17 protein-coding genes and 2 tRNA genes are annotated in these 17,677 nt (G+C 69.6%); 8 read left to right on the forward strand and 11 right to left on the reverse strand.

The annotated features are described in order from the left end of the window. The first annotated feature begins 111 nt into the window (after positions 1 to 111). The 6 genes from SD460_RS43910 (at position 112) to SD460_RS43935 (ending at position 5,012) form a co-directional block, all read left to right on the forward strand. Positions 112 to 786 carry a sensor domain-containing protein gene (locus SD460_RS43910; RefSeq protein ID WP_290053322.1) on the forward strand — a complete coding sequence of 225 codons (675 nt, stop codon included), beginning with the start codon at positions 112 to 114 and terminating at the stop codon, positions 784 to 786. Further along, complete coding sequence (locus tag SD460_RS43915; protein WP_290053323.1) at positions 783 to 1,916, forward strand: sensor histidine kinase; 1,134 nt, start codon at positions 783 to 785, stop codon at positions 1,914 to 1,916. The genes SD460_RS43910 and SD460_RS43915 overlap by 4 nt, the downstream gene beginning before the upstream one ends. Positions 1,917 to 1,955: 39 nt before the next feature. Next, positions 1,956 to 2,597, forward strand: coding sequence for a response regulator transcription factor (locus SD460_RS43920; RefSeq protein ID WP_086864789.1), 642 nt, complete (start codon positions 1,956 to 1,958; stop codon positions 2,595 to 2,597). Positions 2,598 to 2,645: 48 nt separating this feature from the next. After that, positions 2,646 to 3,236: a hypothetical protein gene (locus SD460_RS43925; protein ID WP_290053328.1), complete on the forward strand. Its 591-nt coding sequence runs from the start codon at positions 2,646 to 2,648 to the stop codon at positions 3,234 to 3,236. A gap of 152 nt (positions 3,237 to 3,388) precedes the next feature. Beyond that, positions 3,389 to 3,604, forward strand: coding sequence for a DUF8847 domain-containing protein (locus SD460_RS43930; RefSeq protein ID WP_290053330.1), 216 nt, complete (start codon positions 3,389 to 3,391; stop codon positions 3,602 to 3,604). Between the two features lie 94 nt (positions 3,605 to 3,698). Beyond that, positions 3,699 to 5,012: an acyltransferase family protein gene (locus tag SD460_RS43935; RefSeq protein WP_290053331.1), complete on the forward strand. Its 1,314-nt coding sequence runs from the start codon at positions 3,699 to 3,701 to the stop codon at positions 5,010 to 5,012. A gap of 43 nt (positions 5,013 to 5,055) precedes the next feature. Here the strand turns inward: SD460_RS43935 and SD460_RS43940 are convergent, their stop codons facing one another. The 8 genes from SD460_RS43940 to SD460_RS43975 form a co-directional block, all read right to left on the reverse strand. Next, complete coding sequence (locus tag SD460_RS43940) at positions 5,056 to 5,955, reverse strand: amidohydrolase family protein (RefSeq protein ID WP_290053333.1); 900 nt, start codon at positions 5,953 to 5,955, stop codon at positions 5,056 to 5,058. Continuing rightward, entirely contained in the window at positions 5,952 to 6,434 is a 483-nt protein-coding gene (gene smpB, locus SD460_RS43945; RefSeq protein WP_013223156.1) for an SsrA-binding protein SmpB, read from the reverse strand. Before smpB ends, SD460_RS43940 begins: the two co-directional genes overlap by 4 nt. Positions 6,435 to 6,480: 46 nt before the next feature. After that, a complete protein-coding gene (ftsX, locus tag SD460_RS43950; protein ID WP_290053336.1) occupies positions 6,481 to 7,374 on the reverse strand; it encodes a permease-like cell division protein FtsX in 894 nt (297 codons plus the stop codon). A 48-nt stretch (positions 7,375 to 7,422) separates the two neighbouring features. Continuing rightward, complete coding sequence (gene ftsE / locus SD460_RS43955; protein WP_003082104.1) at positions 7,423 to 8,112, reverse strand: cell division ATP-binding protein FtsE; 690 nt, start codon at positions 8,110 to 8,112, stop codon at positions 7,423 to 7,425. A gap of 112 nt (positions 8,113 to 8,224) precedes the next feature. Further along, positions 8,225 to 9,328, reverse strand: a complete 1,104-nt coding sequence (gene prfB / locus SD460_RS43960; RefSeq protein ID WP_290053341.1) for a peptide chain release factor 2 — start codon at positions 9,326 to 9,328, stop codon at positions 8,225 to 8,227. Between the two features lie 63 nt (positions 9,329 to 9,391). After that, positions 9,392 to 9,892: a PadR family transcriptional regulator gene (locus SD460_RS43965; RefSeq protein WP_290053343.1), complete on the reverse strand. Its 501-nt coding sequence runs from the start codon at positions 9,890 to 9,892 to the stop codon at positions 9,392 to 9,394. Positions 9,893 to 10,308: 416 nt separating this feature from the next. Then, a tRNA-Met gene (locus SD460_RS43970) sits at positions 10,309 to 10,382 on the reverse strand. Between the two features lie 77 nt (positions 10,383 to 10,459). Further along, positions 10,460 to 11,044, reverse strand: coding sequence for a TetR/AcrR family transcriptional regulator C-terminal domain-containing protein (locus tag SD460_RS43975; RefSeq protein ID WP_290058079.1), 585 nt, complete (start codon positions 11,042 to 11,044; stop codon positions 10,460 to 10,462). A gap of 94 nt (positions 11,045 to 11,138) precedes the next feature. Between SD460_RS43975 and SD460_RS43980 the strand changes: the two genes are divergently transcribed. Beyond that, entirely contained in the window at positions 11,139 to 12,548 is a 1,410-nt protein-coding gene (locus SD460_RS43980; RefSeq protein ID WP_318307671.1) for an FAD-dependent monooxygenase, read from the forward strand. 162 nt (positions 12,549 to 12,710) lie between these two features. On the opposite strand, the gene SD460_RS43985 is transcribed toward SD460_RS43980, so the two are convergent. Both SD460_RS43985 and SD460_RS43990 read right to left on the reverse strand, forming a co-directional pair. Continuing rightward, a tRNA-Met gene (locus tag SD460_RS43985) sits at positions 12,711 to 12,784 on the reverse strand. 67 nt (positions 12,785 to 12,851) lie between these two features. Further along, positions 12,852 to 15,854 (reverse strand): UPF0182 family protein, encoded by a 3,003-nt coding sequence (locus SD460_RS43990; protein ID WP_290053346.1) that lies wholly within the window; start codon positions 15,852 to 15,854, stop codon positions 12,852 to 12,854. 149 nt (positions 15,855 to 16,003) lie between these two features. On the opposite strand from SD460_RS43990, the gene SD460_RS43995 reads away from it, so the two are divergent. Next, positions 16,004 to 16,543 (forward strand): PPA1309 family protein, encoded by a 540-nt coding sequence (locus SD460_RS43995; RefSeq protein ID WP_290053348.1) that lies wholly within the window; start codon positions 16,004 to 16,006, stop codon positions 16,541 to 16,543. Here SD460_RS43995 and SD460_RS44000 read toward each other — a convergent pair. Beyond that, positions 16,540 to 17,565, reverse strand: coding sequence for a YlbL family protein (locus tag SD460_RS44000; protein ID WP_290053390.1), 1,026 nt, complete (start codon positions 17,563 to 17,565; stop codon positions 16,540 to 16,542). The genes SD460_RS43995 and SD460_RS44000 overlap by 4 nt on opposite strands. Between the last annotated feature and the right edge of the window lie 112 nt (positions 17,566 to 17,677).

Below are 17,677 nucleotides of genomic sequence, written 5' to 3' on the forward strand. Positions count from 1 at the left end.
CTCTTTAATCCCAGGTGGGTAGGGCCAGCCCCACCCCGAGGATGCCCGCGCGCACCATGTCGGCCGCTCGGCGAGCAGGTGATGCTTGAGCGAGGCAGAAGGGAGCCGGTCATGGTGCGCGAGAAGCGGGATCCGCCGTTCGGTGGTTCGGTGGTGTTCTTGCTGATGAACCTGCCGCTGGGAGTGGTGGCGTTCGCCTTGCTGACGTCGTTCACGGCGGCCGGCCTGGGGACGGCGGTGGTGTGGGTCGGCGTCGGCCTGCTCGCGCTGCTGGTCCTGGCCGTGCGGGGTGCCGCGCGCCTGGAGCGCGCCCGGGTCTACGCGCTGCTGGACCGGTACATCGACCTGCCGTACCTGCCGTTGCCGTCCGGCGGGCAGAAGGGCCGGTGGAAGGCGCGGCTCAAGGACCCGTCGACCTGGCGGGACCTGGCGTACTTCGTCGTCCTCTTCCCGCTCGGCCTGGTCGAGTTCGTGCTGGTCACCGTCTTCTGGTCGACGAGCCTGGCGCTGGCGGGGCTGCCGATCTACTTCCGGTGGCTGCCGGACGGCGCGTACTACTTCCCGTCCGAGGACCTGCGGTGGCTGACCGTGGACTCGACCGTCGAAGCGCTACCGTGGGCAGCGCTGGGGGTGCTGTTCATCGCGTTGTCCGTGGCGCTCACCAAGGCGCTGGCGGGGACGCACGCCCGGCTGGCGAACGCGCTGCTGGGGCCGACCGTGGCGCAGCGCCGTCGGATGGAGCGCTGGTGGGAAGACGCCGAAGAGAAGAACCTGGTGGCGGGATGACCGAGGCATTGCCGGTGGAGCACCCGCGGCCGCACCCGGCTCGCACGATCGTGTACATGATCGTCAGCTTCTTCTTCCGGATCCTGCAGTTCGTGCTGGTCGTGACGGGGATCGCGGTCGGCATCGGCACAGTGGCGGTGTGGATCGGGTTCCCGATCCTGCTGGCGACGACGAGCTTCGTCCGCTGGTCGGGCGACCGGGAGCGGAACTGGCTGGGCACGATGCTGCGGGTGCCGTTGCCGCCGGTGCAGCGGCGGCCGTACGAAGAGGGGCAGCCCCTGCTGCGCCGGTGGGTGGTGCGGCTGAGCGACCCGACCACGTGGCGTGACCTGGCGTACCTGATGGCTGCGTTCCCGCTGGCGTGCGTGGAGCTCGGGATCGCGCTGGCCTCGATCGTGCTGCTGCCGATGGCGATCTGGGTGACGCCGTGGCTGGGCTGGCTGCACGGCGAGCTCGGGCTCGCGCTGCTGGGGCCGGACCGCACGAAGCGGCTGGAGCAGAAGGCCGAGCGGCTGCAGGCGTCGCGGGCACGCGGTGTCGACGCCGCCGAAGCCGAACGGCGGCGCATCGAGCGCGACCTGCACGACGGCGCCCAGCAGCGGCTGGTCGCGGTCGCGATGAGCCTCGGGCGCGCGAAGTCGAAGTTCGACCAGGACCCGGAATCGGTGCGGGAGCTGATCGACGAAGCCCACGCCGACGCCAAGCTCGCCGTGTCCGAGCTGCGCGACCTCGCCCGCGGCATCTACCCGGCCGTCCTCGGCGACCGCGGGCTGGACGCCGCGCTGTCCGCGCAGGCGGCGAAGTCGCCGATCCCGGTGGACGTCCAGGTGGACGTGCAGCCCCGCCCGCCGGCGGCCGTCGAAACGACGGCGTACTTCATCGTCGGCGAGACGCTGACGAACATCGCGAAGCACGCCGGCGCGACCGAAGCGGGCGTCAAGGTGTGGCGCACCGACGAGCACGTCGTCGTCGAAATCACCGACAACGGCCGCGGCGGCGCCGAAATGCGCCCCGGCGGCGGCCTGGCGGGCCTGGCCGACCGCGCCGCGACGATCGACGGCGTGATCACGGTCGTCAGCCCGGCCGGTGGGCCGACGGTGATCCGGGCTGACCTCCCCTGCCAGTGGTGAATAGGCTGGACCCCGTTCATCCACGAGCTTGGGGGCCGGATGCGGGTAGTCATCGCCGAAGACGCCGTCCTGCTGCGGGCGGGGGTCACGCGCCTGCTCGCCGACGAGGGAATCGAGACGGCCGCGGCCGTCGACAACGGCGACGACCTGCTCGGCGCGGTGAAGGAACACCGTCCTGACCTGGCGATCGTGGACGTCCGCATGCCCCCGACGTTCACCGACGAGGGCTTGCGCGCGGCGCTGGCGGCGCGCAAGGAGATCCCGGGCCTGCCGGTCCTGGTGCTCTCGCAGTACGTCGAAGAGTCGTACGCGGTGGAGCTCCTGTCGGGCGGCGCCGGCGGAGTCGGCTACCTGCTGAAGGAACGCGTCGCGGACGTCGCCGACTTCCTCGACGCGGTCCGCCGCGTCGCGAACGGCGGCACGGCGATCGACCCGGACGTCATCGCCCAGCTCATGGCCCGCGGCCGCCGCAACCCCCTCGACGCGCTGACGGCCCGCGAGTCGGAGGTCCTCGGCCTGATGGCCCAAGGCCTCTCGAACACGGCGATCGCCAACTCACTCGTCGTTTCGCACGGCGCGGTGGAGAAGCACATCGGCAACATCTTCTCGAAGCTCGGACTCGAGGCGAGCGCGGAGGAACACCGTCGAGTGCGTGCGGTGTTGACGTACTTGGGGCGCTGAGCCGGGAGTTCTTGTCCGTCAGGCAGGGACTGTGCAGGGTGAGCTGTCATGAACACCGCTTCGCGCAACCACGAATGCCGGCCCGGCCAGGAGTTCCAGGACGGGATCGACCTCCCCGGCTGGGAGGAGCAGAGCGTCTGGGGCTGGGACCCGCCGGCCGAAAGCTTCTTCGCCCAGCTGTGGCGAAACGGCAGCACCGGCGACGCCCCCGACATCTGGATCAGCGGTGTGGACACCGTGATCCGCTGGCCATCCGGCATTGTGCTCGAAATCGTCGAGCGGACGCCCGAACCCCCAGCCGCGGTGGTGGCCGCTCTGGGATTGGCCGACCCGGCACCGCGGCTGCGTGACGACGCCGAGGTCATGACCCTGCTCCGCGCCGCCGCCGACCGCGAAAAGACTTCGGTGCGACGCGGCGCGATCCACGCGCTCGGGTGGACACAGGGGTTCGCGAAGACCACGCCGGTCATCCGCGGCGAGTGGCACGGATCCCGCCCCAATGCGGCGGAGGTCGAGGCCGAACACCACCTGGCGACCGGCGCCCTGCACCGGCCCGGCGGCGACCGCGACTTCCTCGCCGGCGTCGACGCGTCCCTCTGGTGGCTGCTGACCCGCGCTTCCGACACCTGGTTCCTCTGACACCCGTCGCGAGCGTGCGGACTTTCCCACAGAGAGAACAGCCGGTGACCAAAAGTCCCGTAGGGTGAACTCAGGGTCACCCGTTCCGCGGGCGGCACCTCCACCACCGCTCACCTACCATGGGCGGACCCGCCGTCGAGAGGAGTGCGCAGATGACCGATGAAGTCCGGTTCTTCGGCGGCCCGCTCGACGGCCGCGTCCAGGAGCTCGGGGATGCCGAGCCGGTGCCGGGCACCGTGATCCGGCACATCCACCTGCACGGTGGGCCGAAGATCGAGACGCGCTACGAGCTCGGTCTCACCGAGCACGGCTGGGAGTACCGCGTGACAGCGACCCAGCACGAACCCGAGCCGGACGGGCTGAGGTAGGGAGAACCCCCGGGTCGGCCGGGGGTGAACAGGACCCCGAAGACGCCGGTCAGCACCGCTGTTCCGGCCGGTCGGAGCGGCCAAGCTCAACAGCATGCAAACGAGCCGGGACCGCTTCCTCGACGTCGTCCGGGCGGGGGCCATCCTCGCCGTCATCGGCCAGCACTGGGTCATGCCGGTGCTCTCCTACTCCGACGGCCACCTCGCCACCGGGAACGCCCTCGCGACGCCGGGGTGGTGGGTCGTCACCTGGCTCAGCCAGGTCATGCCGCTCGTCTTCTTCGCCGGCGGCGCCGCAGGCCTGATCTCCTTCCGCCGCGCGGAATCCACGCGGACGTGGCTCGCCGGCCGCGTCAGGCGGCTGATGGTGCCGGTGCTGCCGTTGCTGGCCGTCTGGCTGGTCGTGCCGGACTTCCTGCGCGGCCTGGGTGTTCCGCCGCAACCGCTGCAGGTCGGCAGTGCGATCGCCGCGCAGCTGCTGTGGTTCCTCGCCGTGTACGTGCTCGTCGTGCTGCTGACGCCGCTGATGGTCGCCGCGCACCGGCGCTGGGGTCTCAAGGTGCCGCTGGTGATGGGCGCCGCGGGCATCCTCGTCGACGTCGCGCGCTTCAACGACCTCGGCTACGTCGGTTACGCCAACGCGATCTTCGTCTGGGTCGCCGTCCACCAGCTCGGGTTCCACTACGTCGACGGCCGCCTCGGCTCGCTCACCCGCCGCGGCGCGCTGGCGTTGTCGGCCGCCGGGTTCGGGATCACCGCGCTGATGGTCGCGTTCGGGCCGTACCCGGCCAGCATGATCGGGATGCCCGGCGCGCCGGTGTCGAACATGAGCCCGCCGACCGTGCTGCTCGCCTTCCTCGCCGTCGGCCAGATCGGCCTGCTGCTCGCCTTCCGCCCGCAGCTCAACGCGCTCGCCGAGCGGCCGGGCATCGGGCACGCGCTGAACTGGCTGGGCGCGCGGTTCATGAGCGTCTACCTCTGGCACATGCCGGCGCTGATCGTGGTGGCGGGCGTGACCGTGTACGGCCTCGGCTACGAAACCCCCGCGCCGGGCACGCTGCTCTGGCTGGTCATGGCGCCCGCGTGGTTCGCGGTGTGCGGGCTGGTGCTGCTCGGCCTGCTGCGGCTGTTCGCGCACTTCGAGACGCAGCGCGACACCAGCGTGGTCACCGCGAAGCTCCCGCAGCTGGTCGTGGCCGGGCTGCTGGTTTCCGGCGGCCTGCTCGGCCTGGCCGCGCACGGGTTCGCACCGCTGTCGGACGGCATCGCGCACGGCCCGGTGCCGTGGGTGCTCCTCGCGACGGCCGGGTTCCTCCTGGCGGGCAAGCACCTCCCGGTCACCGCGCTCGGCACCCGCTACCTCGGCCGCGCGGTCGCCGTCACCGAGCAAGCCGCCCTCAAGCGCTGACCGGCTCGTGAGTGTTAAGTCGGGTTAGAACCCGACTTAACACTCACGAGGCGGTGAGCAGGCGCAGCGGGGTGTCGTGCAGGACCGCCCGCAGGAACGGCTCCCCCAGGCGATCGTCGGCCGCCCAGCCGGCGATCGCCTGCAGCTGCGTCGCGTAGGAGTACGGGATGTTCGGGAAGTCCGTGCCGAGCACGACGCGGTCGGCGTACTCCGCGAGCCGCGCCGTCCAGTCCGGTGGCAGCGGCGACATCGCCTCGGCGAACGGAACGCCCACCATCGTCGTGTCCAGGTGCACCCGCGGGTACTTCGCCAGCAGCTCGAAAGCCGTCCCGAACTCGGGCATCGCGGCGTGCGCGAGCACCGCCGTCAACCGGGGGTGCCGCGCGAGGACCTCTTCGAACACCGATAACCCGGTGAAGTCGCCCCGCAACGGTCCGTGTCCACAGTGGACGACGACGGGCACGCCGGCGTCGGCCAGCGCGCCCCACACCGGCTTCAGCAGGTCGTCACGCGGGTCGTACGCGCCCACCTGCACGTGCGCCTTGAACACCCGGGCACCGGCGCGCAGCGCACCGTCCACAGCGGACCCCGCGCCGGGCTCGGGGTAGAACGTCCCCGTCGGCACGGCGTCCGGCACCCGCGAGGCGAACTCGAGGGCCCAGGAGGTCAGCCACTCCGCCATCCCCGGCTTGTGCGGGTACACCAGCGGCGCGAACCGCACCACACCCAGCGACCGCAGCGTCGCCAGCCGCTCCTCTTCGGACGTCCGGTAGAACACCGGCCACTCGGTGCCGTAGTGCGTCGAGGCCGCGTCGAAGTACGCCCAGACCTTGTCCATCACCGGTTTCGGCAGGAAGTGGACGTGCAGGTCGACCAGGCCCGGCAGGCCGAGCGAGGTCGTCCAGCGCGCGACGTCCGCGTCGGAAGCCGGGCCCGCCGTCACTCCGTGAACCGGCCCTTCAGCGCGCGGCCCATGGCCTTCCTGATGTCGCGGTCCGCGTCGCGCTTGGCGAGCGTCTGCCGCTTGTCGTAGGCCTTCTTGCCCTGGGCCAGCGCGATCTCGACCTTGACCTTGCCGTCCTTGAAGTACATCGACAGCGGGACCAGGGAGAGCCCGCTCTCCTTGGTCTTGCCGATCAGCTTCTCGATCTCACGCCGGTGCAGCAGCAGCTTCCGGGTGCGCCGCGGCATGTGGTTGGTCCACGTGCCCTGCGTGTACTCCGGGATGTGCACGTTGCGCAGCCACACTTCGCCGTCGTCGACCGTCGCGAACGCGTCCGCCAGGGACGCCTTGCCCTCGCGCAGGCTCTTCACCTCGGTGCCGACGAGCACGAGACCGCACTCGTAGGTGTCGAGGATGGAGTAATCGTGCCGCGCCTTGCGGTTCGACACGATCACCTTCTGGCCACGTTCCTTGGGCATACGACCACTCTACGTGATTCCCGAAGCGACAAGCAGCTGGATAAAACTAGTGCCGGACGTAGAGCCGCAGCGTGACGTAACCGGTGATGGCGGAGATCACCACGGACACCGCCAGCAGGATCGGCGCGACCGGGAACAGCAGCTCCAGCATGGTGATCTTCGGGAACACGTCCCCGGTGAACACCGAATCGAGGAAGCCGGCCTTCGTGATGATCAGCATGATGATCCCGAGGATCGCACCGACCGCGCCGGCGACCACCGCCTCCAGGAGGAACGGTAGCTGCGTGTACCACCGCGTCGCGCCCACCAGCCGCATGATGCCGACCTCGGTGCGCCGGGTGAACGCCGACACCTGGATCGTGTTGGCGATCAGGAGCAGCGCCGCGATGGCCATGATGAGCGCGGCCCCGAACGCCATGTTCCGGACGCCGTTGAAGGCGTTGAACACGCGGTCGAGGAACTTCTTCTGGTCGTCGACCTTCCGCACGCCCGGCTTGGTGGCGTACTCCGAGACGATCGATTCACTGCGGTCCGGGTCCTTCAGCTTCACGTGCAGCGACGCGGGCAGCGACTCGGGACCGGTGAGCGCGATCAGCTCCGGCTGGCTCTCGAAGATCTTCTTGAACCGGTCGTAGGCCTGGTCGCGGTTCTCGAACACGACCGACTCGACGCCGTTGTTGCTCTGCAGGTCCGAACGCAGCGACTGGCACAGCGCCTGGGTGCAGTTCTTGTCCGTCGCGCTGATGTCGTCGGTGAGGTAGACCGAAACCTCGACGTCGGCGAGGAAGTTGGACTTCATCTTGTCGATCGTGCGCACGGCCAGCAGGCCGCCGCCGAGCATGGCGAGCGACACGGCCGTGGTCAGCATCATCGCGATGGTCATCGTGACGTTCCGGCGCAGGCCGGTGACTACCTCACTGAAGACGAAACTGGCGCGCATGGCGGGTGCAGGTCCTTGGGGTCGGGGTCGGTGCGGGGTTGGCGGGTCTCAGCGACCGATGCCGTAAACGCCACGGGCGTCGTCGCGGATCACCCGGCCGAGCTGCAGCTCGACGACTCGGCGCCGCATGGAGTCCACGATGGAGTGATCGTGGGTCGCCATCAGGACGGTCGTGCCGGTGCGGTTGATCCGCTCCAGCAGCAGCATGATGTCCTGGCTGGTGTCGGGGTCCAGGTTCCCGGTCGGTTCGTCGGCGAGCAGCACCAGCGGCCGGTTGACGAACGCGCGCGCGATCGCGACGCGCTGCTGCTCACCACCGGAGAGCTCGTTGGGCAGCCGGTCGGCCTTGCCGTCGAGCCCGACGAGTTCGAGCACCTCGGGGACGACCTTCTTGATGGTCGGGCCGGGCTTGCCGATGACTTCGAGCGCGAACGCGACGTTCTCCGCGACGGTCTTGTTGGCCAGCAGACGGAAGTCCTGGAACACGCAGCCGATGGTCTGCCGCAGGCGGGGGACCCGGCGGCGGGCCAGCTTGGCGACGTCGAAGTTGGACACCATCACGCGGCCCTTGCTCGGCGTCTCTTCGCGCAGCAGCAGCCGGAGGAAGGTCGACTTCCCCGATCCCGAAGGACCGATGAGGAAGACGAACTCACCCTTTTCGATGTCGACGGACACCCGCTCGAGCGCGGGCCGCGTCGAGGTCTTGTAGACCTTGGAAACCTCTTCGAGCCGGATCACGATTCGGCATACTACCCACCGGTCTCGTGAAGCCCCGGTTGCCCGGTCCACCCGGGTGGAGCAACGGGCGTTCGCGCACGGTGAGCGGTCGCGCGAACACCCGCCGCACCGGTCAGACGGCGGCCGTCTGCTTCCGCCAGCGGATGCCGGCGTCGAGGAAGCCGTCGATGTCGCCGTCGAGCACCGCGGTCGGGTTGCCGACCTCGAACTCGGTCCGCAGGTCCTTGACCATCTGGTACGGGTGCAGCACGTAGGAGCGCATCTGGTTGCCCCAGCTGGAGCCGCCGTCCTTGAGCGCGTCCATCTCCTTGCGCTCTTCTTCCTTCTTGCGCTGCAGCAGCCGCGACTGGAGGACCTTCATCGCGGCCGCCTTGTTCTGCAGCTGCGACTTCTCGTTCTGGCAGGAGACGACGATGTTCGTCGGGATGTGCGTGATGCGCACCGCGGAGTCGGTCGTGTTGACGCTCTGGCCGCCGGGGCCGGACGAGCGGTAGACGTCGACGCGGATGTCCTTCTCCGGGATGTCGACGTGGTCGACCTCTTCGACCTCCGGCAGCACCTCGACGTGCGCGAACGACGTCTGGCGGCGGCTCTGGTTGTCGAACGGCGAGATCCGGACGAGCCGGTGGGTGCCCTGCTCGACCGAGAGGGTGCCGTAGACGTAGGGGGCGCTCACCTTGAACGTGGCCGACTTGATCCCCGCCTCTTCGGCGTAGGAGATGTCGTAGACGTCGGTCGGGTAGTTGTGGCGCTCCGCCCAGCGCAGGTACATGCGCAGCAGCATCTCGGCGAAGTCGGCCGCGTCGACGCCGCCGGCCTCGGAGCGGATGGTGACGACGGCGTTGCGGTCGTCGTACTCGCCCGAGAGCAGCGTGCGGACCTCGAGGCCGTCGATGGACTTGCCGAGGTCGGCCAGCTCGGTCTCGGCCTCGCCCATGCTGCCGGCGTCGCCCTCGGCCTCGGCGAGCTCGTACAGCACACCCAGGTCGTCGAGCCGCTGGCGCAGGTCGGAGACCCGGCGCAGCTCGCCCTGCCGGTGGGACAGCTGGCTGGTGACCTTCTGCGCCGCCTCCGGGTCGTCCCAGAGCGTCGGGCTCGAGGCCTGTTCCTCCAGGTCGGCCACCTGGGCACGCAGCGCATCCAGGTCCATCACCGACTCGATCTGCGTCAGCTTGCCGGTCAGGTCCTTCAGTGCCGCGTCGAACTCATCACTCACGTTTGTCAAGGTTACGGCAAAACCCACGACCGGTTGCGAGGACCGGTCGTGGGCGCGCGAACCTCAGGCCGCGGGGATGGCGTCGAGCAGCTTCAGCGCGGCCTTGGCCTGAGCCTGGGCGAACTCGCCGACCGCCTTCTCGTACGGCCCGTCGGCCGCCTTGGTGGCCGCCTTCGCGTCGTCGAGCTGCTGGCCGTAGCTGGCCCGGGCGGCGTCCAGCAGCGCCTGGCGCTGCTTCGCGGTCAGCGACCCCGCGTGCACGAGCCGCAGGATGAGCGGGCTGCGCAGGTGGTCGGGACCCGCCTCGGACGTCAGCCAGGCCTTGAAGGCCTTCTTGCCGGCGGCGGTGATCAGGTACTGCTGGCTGGAGCGCGGGCCCTGCTTGCCGAGCCGGACGAGACCTTCCTTGGACAGCGCCGGGAGCTCCCGGTACACCTGGCTGCGGGTGACGCTGAAGAAGGCGCCGAATCGCTCACCCGCTCCCGCGACGAGCTGCCCGCCGGTGGCGGGACCGTCGTGGAGCAGACCGAGCAGGGCGGCGGCTGTTGCATTCAATTCGGACACGTCCCCTACATTCCCACTTATCGGCCGCTGTGTCCACAGTGGTCAGCAGATCTGTCCATTGTGGCTAGTGAGATCCCCTCGTTCGGCCCAATGCGACCAGGTCCACTGTGGACCGCGGACACGCAGCGCAACCATTGCCGCGGTTCCTTGGTCCAACCAGCCGCACGCGAACGGCCGCGGCGCGTCCAGGCAGGTGAGTCCAGCGAGCGCTTTTCCCCGGCTTGGCGGCCGCCGGACACGCACCGCAACCACCCCGCCGCGCAACCCGATTCACGGATTCCGCAGAAGAAATGGACCACGGCGGGGAATCCAAGGGGGCGGAGCCCTCTTGGCGGGGGTTTGGGGGTTCGACCCCCAATACAATGCGAAAGAGGCCTGTGTTCGCGTTTTCTGCGAACACAGGCCTCTGACCGCTGTAGCGGGGACAGGATTTGAACCTGCGACCTCTGGGTTATGAGCCCAGCGAGCTACCGAGCTGCTCCACCCCGCGCCGTTGTGGTACTCGAATAGATTACACGGGGTCGCCAGGGGGTTTACACCGGGGTCGTCCAACCGGCTGACCAGGCGTTACTCCACTCCGAGCCATCGCCGTGCTCCACTGAGGACCATGGCCAGCCCGTCCTCGAAGCGCGCGTCGACGTCGGCGAGCAGGTCCCCGGCCTCCGCGCTGCGGTAGCGCTCGTCCAGCTCGCCCGGTTTCGGGTAGACGGCCTGCTCTTCGATGGTGAACCCGACGACGTAGCTGTAGACGGTGAACAGCGCCTGACCGGCTCGCCGCTCATCCAGTCCGGCGTCGATGCTCGCCCCGAGCGGACTCCGCTCGATCAGGCCGGTGTCGCCGAGGAAGGTGCCGGCGAAGACCTTCCCGCCGTCACGGAAGGCCAGCATCATCCGACGCAGCGTCCGCGCCCGGTACGCGACCGCTTCCCACTCCCCCATCGACTCCGGCGGCTGCCGGTCGGCCGCCGAGTCGACGTACATCCGCGTCGCCATCTCGTCGAGCAATTCCTGCTTGCTCTTGAGGTGCCAGTAGAGCGCCGGCGCCTTGACGCCGAGGTCGGCGGCGATCAGCCGCAGCGTGAGCCCGTTGAGGCCGACCTCGTTGAGCAGCTTCAGGCCCGAACGCGCGATGTCCTGCCTGGTCAGGGCCATGTTCTTGATTCTCCTCGGGTACCCGGCTTGACAGTTTAACGATGTTAAGGGCATCCTCGGGTCAGGTCAATTTAACGTTGTTAAGGAGCTGGGGATGGACGAGCTGACCGCGGAGGTGGTCGTCGCCGGAGCGGGCCCGACCGGGCTGATGCTGGCGAACGAGCTGGCACTGGCCGGAGTGGACACCTGCGTGCTCGAGCGGGCGCACGAGCGGACGGGCCTGTCGAAGGCGTTGAACCTGCAGCCGCGCACGGCGGAGGTCCTGGATCTGCGCGGCCTGCTGGGCCGGGCGGAGCAGCGGTCGTTCGCGACAGTCGCGGACGGACACTTCGCGGTGATCCCGGTGGGCTACACCGGCTGGGACACCCGCCACCCGTACCAGGTCGGTATCCCGCAGGCGCAGGTCGAGGCGGCGCTGGAGGGGCGGCTGGCCGAGCAGGGCGTGAAGGTGCTCCGCGGCCACGAGCTGACCGGCTTCGAACAGGACGCTTCCGGCGTGACTGTCACAGCCGGCGACCTCCGGGTGCGCGCGGCGTACCTGGTGGGCTGCGACGGCGGCCGCAGCGCGGTGCGCAAAGCCCTGGGCCTGCCGTTCGAAGGGATCGAAGGCCACGGCCACGGCGTCTCGGCGGACGTCTTGTTCCGCACGACCCCGCCGGGCGCGCCGACGGAGTGGCGGTCGATGGGGAACATGGTGACGTCGCTCAGTCCCGGCAAGTTCGTCGGCCTGATCCCGCTGGGCGAGCCGAACCTGTACCGCCTGAGCTACGGCGACCGCCTGCATCGTCCGGAAGACCTGCGCGCGCAGGTGCCGGAGGAGGAGGTCCGCGCGGCGGTCCGCGAACGCTTCGGCGAGGAGGCGGAGATCGCGCAGATCCGCTGGGTGTCCCGGTTCTCGGACGACAGTCGCCTGGCGGAGAAGTACCGGGTGGGCCGGGTCCTGCTGGCCGGCGACGCCGCGCACATCCATTTCCCGGCCGGCGGCCAGGGCCTCAACCTGGGGGTTCAGGACGCGATGAACCTGGGCTGGAAGCTGGCGGCGGAGGTGCGCGGCCGGGCCCCGGCCGGTCTGCTGGATTCGTACGAGGCGGAGCGTCGCGCGGTGGCTTCGGGGGTGCTGCAGAACGTGGCGGCTCAGAACGCGCTGATCCCCGTGACGCCGGACCAGCTGGCACTGCGAGCGTTGTTCCGCGACCTGGCGGCGCTCCCGGAGGTCCAGCACAAGCTGTCGGGCATGGTGTCGGGACTCGACATCGCTTACGCATCGCGGGAATCCCACCCGGCGGCAGGTGCGCGGCTCCCGGATTTCCCACTGGGCAACGGCTTCGCGAGCGACTTGTTCCACAGTGGAAGGTTCGTCCTGCTGACGAAAACCCCGGCGGAGGCCCCGCATCCGGAGGTAGTCGTAGCGCAGGTGCCAGAGCTGCCGTGGCCCGACCTGACGCAGGTACTGGTCCGCCCGGACGGTTACGTCGCCTCGACGACGGGTTCCGCGGCCGACTGACTCAGGGAATCCACAGCAACCCGGCTCGCGTGACTCAACCCCCACCGGGGGGTCCAGGGGCGGCGAAGCCCCCCTGGCGGGGGTCCGGGGGTCCGACCCCCGGGGGAAATGCGAAGGAGGCGCACGCTCGCGTTTTTCGCGAGCATGCGCCTCCTACATCCGTAGCGGGGACAGGATTTGAACCTGCGACCTCTGGGTTATGAGCCCAGCGAGCTACCGAGCTGCTCCACCCCGCGTCGTGAGACCTACTCTACGCCACGGTTTCCGGGAGGTGCAAAGCAGGTGCCACTTAGGTAACTGAGGTCACCCACCAGGCTGCGTGCTGGGCGGCGGAGCGCTCGAACTCGGTGCCGCCGGCTTGGCCGCTTCGTACTCCCTAGCGGCGGCGTCGAGCGCCGCGAGCGCCGCACCCTGGTCGGCGAAGTTGCCCGACTGCTGAGCCGCCTTCAGCTTCGCGATCGCCGCCTGGATGTCGGTGACCGCCTTGTCCAGGGCCGCGTTCCCGCTGCCGTTGCCGGGCGGGGTCGTCGGTGTCGTGGACGGGGTGGTCGGCGGCGTGGTCGTGGGCTGCCCGGCCTGCGGCGGCGTGGTGGTGGCTTCGCCGGTGCCGGCCCCGAAGACCTGGTCGAGGGCTTCCTGCAGCGTCGCGCCGTAGCCGACCTTCGGCCCGTACGAGACGAGGACGCGGGCGAGCTGCGGGTAGCTGTTCTGGTTGCGCTGCCGGATGTAGACGGGTTCGACGTAGAGGAAGCCGTCCGCGACCGGGAGCGTGATCAGGTTGCCGTAGATCGGGATGACGTTGGGGTTGTTGAACAACGTCCGGTCCTGCGCCACCCGTGGATCGCTCTGGAAGCGGTTCTGCACCTGGACCGGACCGTCGACCTGCGTCGCGCCGGTCGCCGCGCTGGGTAGCTGGAGGACGCGGATCTTCCCGTAGTCGTTCGCGTCGGACGACACCGACATCCACGACGCCAGGTACTGCCGCTGCAGACCGGTGAGCGAGCTCGTCAGCTGGAACGTCGGCTTGGACTGGCCCGGGGTGTCCGCGAGGACGTAGTAACCGGGCTGGTTGGCCGCGCCGGCCGCGGCCGGGTTGGCGCCGCCTTCCGCCGTCGGGTCCTGCGGGACGCTCCAGAACGCCTGCTGCGAGTAGAACTCCTGCGGGTTGCTGACGTGGTAGCGCGACAGCAGCTCACGCTGGATCTTGAAGAGGTCCTCGGGGTAGCGGAAGTGCGCGCGCAGGTCCGGCGAAATTTCGGAGCTGGGCTTCACCAGACCGGGGAAGACCTTCTCCCAGGCGTTGAGGACCGGTTCCTTGTCGTCGATCGAGTACAGCGTGACCGTGCCGTTGAAGGCGTCGACGGTCGCCTTGACGGAGTTGCGGATGTAGTTGATCGAGCTGTTGGCCTGGCGCGCGACGCCGTTGAGGGAGTCGTTCGTGGCCGCGCCCAGCTGCGTCTGCTGGGCGTACGGGAAGTTGTTGAGCGTGGTGTAGCCGTCGATGATCCACTGGATCTTGCCGTCCACGACGGCCGGGTACGGGTCGCCGTCGAGGGTCAGCCACGGCGCGACTTTGCTGACGCGGTCGCGCGGGTCGCGGTTGTACATGATCTTCGAGTTGTCGCCGATGGCGTCGGAGAACAGGATGTTCCGTTCGCCGTATTCGGCGGCGAAGGCGAGGCGGTTGAACCAGTTGTCGACCGAGACGCCGCCGGTGCCCTTGTAGGTGTAGCGGTCGGTGGCGGTGTCGTACTCGCCGGGCGCGTTGCCGGTCGTGCCGCCGACGATGGCGTAGTCGGACTCCGCGGCGGACAGCTCGCCGTAGTAGATGCGGGGTTCCTTGACCTCGATGCCGGGCTGGCCCGAGGCCGGCGAGCCGGCGCCCGCCGGGTTCTGCGTGTCGCTGGTGGTGGCGATCGGGTAGCCGCCGTCGGAGTTGGCGTCCTTGACCGCGCGGTCGATCGTGTTGGCCGGCGCGGCGACGAACCCGTTGCCGTGGGTGTAGACGAGGTGCTTGTTGATCCAGCTCGTCTGGTTGCCGGTCAGGCCCTCGGTCTTGATCTCCTTGGCCGCGACGATGTAGTCCTGCGTCACGCCGCCGACGGTGTAGCGGTCGATGTCGAGCTTCGCCGGGAAGCCGTAGAAGTTCTCGCGGCCGACGCGCTGGGTGAAGGTGTCGGACAGGATGTTCGGGTCGAGCAGCCGGATGTTCGACATCGTCCCGCTGTCGGACTTCAGCTGCTCCTGCGTGGCGGTCGAAGCGCCGTTGTACTGCTGGTACTGCACGTCGGTGAGGCCGTACGCGCGGCGGGTGGCGTCCATGTTGCGCTGGATGGACGTCGCTTCCTTCTCGTTCGCGTTCGGCTTGACCGAGAACTGGTCGAGGATCGCGGGCCACGCGACGCCGACGAGGATGCTGGACAGGATGAGCAGCACGAGCGCGATGGCCGGGAGCTGCAGGTTGCGCAGGAAGGCGCCGGCGAAGAACGCGACCGCGCAGATCACCGAGATGCACAGCAGGATCAGCTTCGCGGGCAGGACCGCGTTCAGGTCGGTGTAGGTGGCCCCGATGAACAGCGGCGCGCCGCGGTCGGACAGCAGCAGGTTGTAGCGGTCGAAGAAGTACTCGGCCGCCTTCAGCAGGACGAACAGGCCGACGGTGATGGCGAGCTGCGCGCGGGTCGGGCCGGCGAGCTGCCCGCCCTTGCCGGCGAGCCGGATGCCGCCGAAGACGTAGTGCGAGATCAGCGCGCCGAAGAAGGAGATGACGACCGTGATGAACAGCCAGCCGAGCAGCCAGTTGTAGAACGGGAGGTCGAAGGCGTAGAAGCCGACGTCGTTGCCGAACTCGGGGTCGGCCTGGCCGAAGGAGGTGCCGTTGAGGAACAGCTGCACGACCTGCCAGTCGCCCTGGGCGGACAACCCGGCGATCAGGCCGGTCAGCACCGGGATGCCGATGCCGAAGAGGCGGATGCGGGCGACGATCGCCGAGCGGTAGCGCGCGAGCGGGTCGTCGGCGCCGGAGATCGGGACGAACACCGGGCGGGTCCGGTAGGCGATCATCAGGCTGACCGCGAGGGCCCCGCCGACGAGCAGCCCGACCGCGAAGAACAGGATCACCCGGGTCACCACCTGGGTGGTGAACACCGACCGGGCGCCGACTTCGCCGAACCACAGCCAATCGACGTACGTGTCGAGGAGGCGGGCCCCGAGCAACAGCGCCAGCACGATCACCGCGGCGATGATGAGGAGGATCCGGCTCCGCCGGGACAGCTTCGGCAGGCTCACCGGGGGCCGAGTCGCCACGGCACACGCTCCTGTCTTCGTCAACACTTGAGCAGGGGCGCGTGCGCCCCCTGATTCCCTAACTCTACGGATGCCCGGTGAAGTTCCCGGGACCCGCCCAAACCGGACTCGCGGCAATCACGCGCCGACCGGCCTGACACGATGTGCGCATGGCAGCAGACGAAGCGCGACAGGCCGGCGTGGCCGCGCTCGCCCGTGAGATCGAGGAGTTCATGGCCGCGGGGGGCTGGGACCAGCCGCCGCAGCTGTTCGCGCTGGTGCCGACCGCGGCGCTGCTGGACGAGCAGCCGGAGCTGGCCGGGCAGCTGGACCGGGCGAACCCGCTGACGCCGGTGGCGCAGGAGGCGCTGCCCGAGGGCGACCTCGCCGAGGCGCTGGGCCGGATCGCGTGGCCCGATCTGGTGATCGGCTGCGCGCTGGCGCAGGAGATCATCGTGCTGCCGCCGGGCTCGGAGTCGGAGCTGCCGGACGTCGCCGAGGCGGACGCGGAGAGCCTGCGCCGCGCGGCCGCCGACCACCCGCAGCGGACGGAGGCCCGCCTGGTGGCCGCGGTCGTGCGCGACGGCGAAGGCGCCTGCGTGATGCGGCTGCGCGGGGTCGGCGCGGAAGAGCCGGTCGACGAGATCGTCGAAAGCCCGGACCTGGCGCCGAACCTCCTCGAAGCCCTCAAGGCGACGCTGCTCCCCTAGCAGGCGGCCGTCGGGCGGCCCGCCTTCAGGTTGCCGAGCTGGGTGAGCGCGTCGTCCAGTGTGGACACCTTGATGAGGTTGAGCCCGGCGGGCGCGTTGGTCCTGGCCTCGGCGCAGTTGTGCTCGGGCACCAGGAAGTCGGTCGCGCCGGCCTCGCGCGCGCCGACGACCTTGAACGAGATCCCCCCGATCGGGTCGACCTCACCGGTCTCGGTGATTTCGCCGGTGCCGGCGATGTGCCGCCCGCCGGCCAGGTCGCCGGGCTGCAGCCGGTCGATGATCGCGAGCGTGAACATCAGGCCCGCCGACGGACCGCCGACGTCCTGCAGGGAGATGTTGACGGTGAAGGGCGCGTCGGCGCGGTCGACCGCGGTGAGGCCGATGAAGCCTTCCTTGCGGTCCGGGCGCGAGGCGAGCGTGAGCGGCACGGTCCGCTCGGGCTGGCCGTCGGACTGGAAGGTGATCTGGACGGTCTGGCCGGGCAGCGTGCCGGCCAGCGCGGCCCGCACGTCGGCGGCCTCGACGACCTTCTTGCCGTTGACGGTGATCAGCTTGTCGCCGGGCGAGAGCACGTGGTCGGCGGGGCTGCCGGAGACGATCTGCTTGGCCAGCACCTTGATCGGGTAGCCGAGCTTGCGCAGCGCGGCGACCTGCGCGTTCGTCTGCGAGTCCTGCAGCTGCTGGATGTTCTCCTGCTTGACCTGCTCGTTCGTCTCGCCGGGCTTGAAGTACTCCTCGCGCGGCGCGAGCGCGTAGCGGCCGCTGGCCCAGAAGCCGAGGCCCTGGAAGAGGGTGACGCCGTCGTGCAGCGAGACGGTCGTCATCCGCAGTTCGCCGGTGGTCTGGAAGGTGTCGTGACCGGTGACCTGGATGACCGGGTTGCCCGCGGCGTCGCGACCCAGCGTGTCGTAGGTCGGCCCGGGGCTGATCGCGACGAACGGCACGGGCACGACCGAGCCGAGCACCACGAAGATCAGGAACAGCGAGCCGCTGACCACGAGAGTCCAGCCGCGGCGGGTCATCCGCCGGGCCTCGCCGGCGGGTTCCGCGGCCGGTTCCGGCGCGCTCTTCGCGGGGGCGGTCTGCTCGGAGGACTTGGTCACGCCCGACAGCGTACGGTGACCGTGTTCGCTT

This window comes from Amycolatopsis solani, from assembly GCF_033441515.1.
Taxonomy (GTDB): Bacteria; Actinomycetota; Actinomycetes; order Mycobacteriales; family Pseudonocardiaceae; genus Amycolatopsis; species Amycolatopsis solani.

Coding starts and splice junctions, on each gene's coding strand:
- SD460_RS44000 (WP_290053390.1), bottom strand. CDS start 17,565: ATGACCCGCCGCGGCTGGACTCTCGTGGTCAGCGGCTCGCTGTTCCTG.
- SD460_RS43975 (WP_290058079.1), bottom strand. CDS start 11,044: ATGGCCCTGACCAGGCAGGACATCGCGCGTTCGGGCCTGAAGCTGCTC.
- SD460_RS43910 (WP_290053322.1), top strand. CDS start 112: ATGGTGCGCGAGAAGCGGGATCCGCCGTTCGGTGGTTCGGTGGTGTTC.
- SD460_RS43935 (WP_290053331.1), top strand. CDS start 3,699: ATGCAAACGAGCCGGGACCGCTTCCTCGACGTCGTCCGGGCGGGGGCC.
- SD460_RS43980 (WP_318307671.1), top strand. CDS start 11,139: ATGGACGAGCTGACCGCGGAGGTGGTCGTCGCCGGAGCGGGCCCGACC.
- SD460_RS43930 (WP_290053330.1), top strand. CDS start 3,389: ATGACCGATGAAGTCCGGTTCTTCGGCGGCCCGCTCGACGGCCGCGTC.
- SD460_RS43925 (WP_290053328.1), top strand. CDS start 2,646: ATGAACACCGCTTCGCGCAACCACGAATGCCGGCCCGGCCAGGAGTTC.
- SD460_RS43920 (WP_086864789.1), top strand. CDS start 1,956: ATGCGGGTAGTCATCGCCGAAGACGCCGTCCTGCTGCGGGCGGGGGTC.
- SD460_RS43995 (WP_290053348.1), top strand. CDS start 16,004: ATGGCAGCAGACGAAGCGCGACAGGCCGGCGTGGCCGCGCTCGCCCGT.
- SD460_RS43915 (WP_290053323.1), top strand. CDS start 783: ATGACCGAGGCATTGCCGGTGGAGCACCCGCGGCCGCACCCGGCTCGC.
- ftsX (WP_290053336.1), bottom strand. CDS start 7,374: ATGCGCGCCAGTTTCGTCTTCAGTGAGGTAGTCACCGGCCTGCGCCGG.
- smpB (WP_013223156.1), bottom strand. CDS start 6,434: ATGCCCAAGGAACGTGGCCAGAAGGTGATCGTGTCGAACCGCAAGGCG.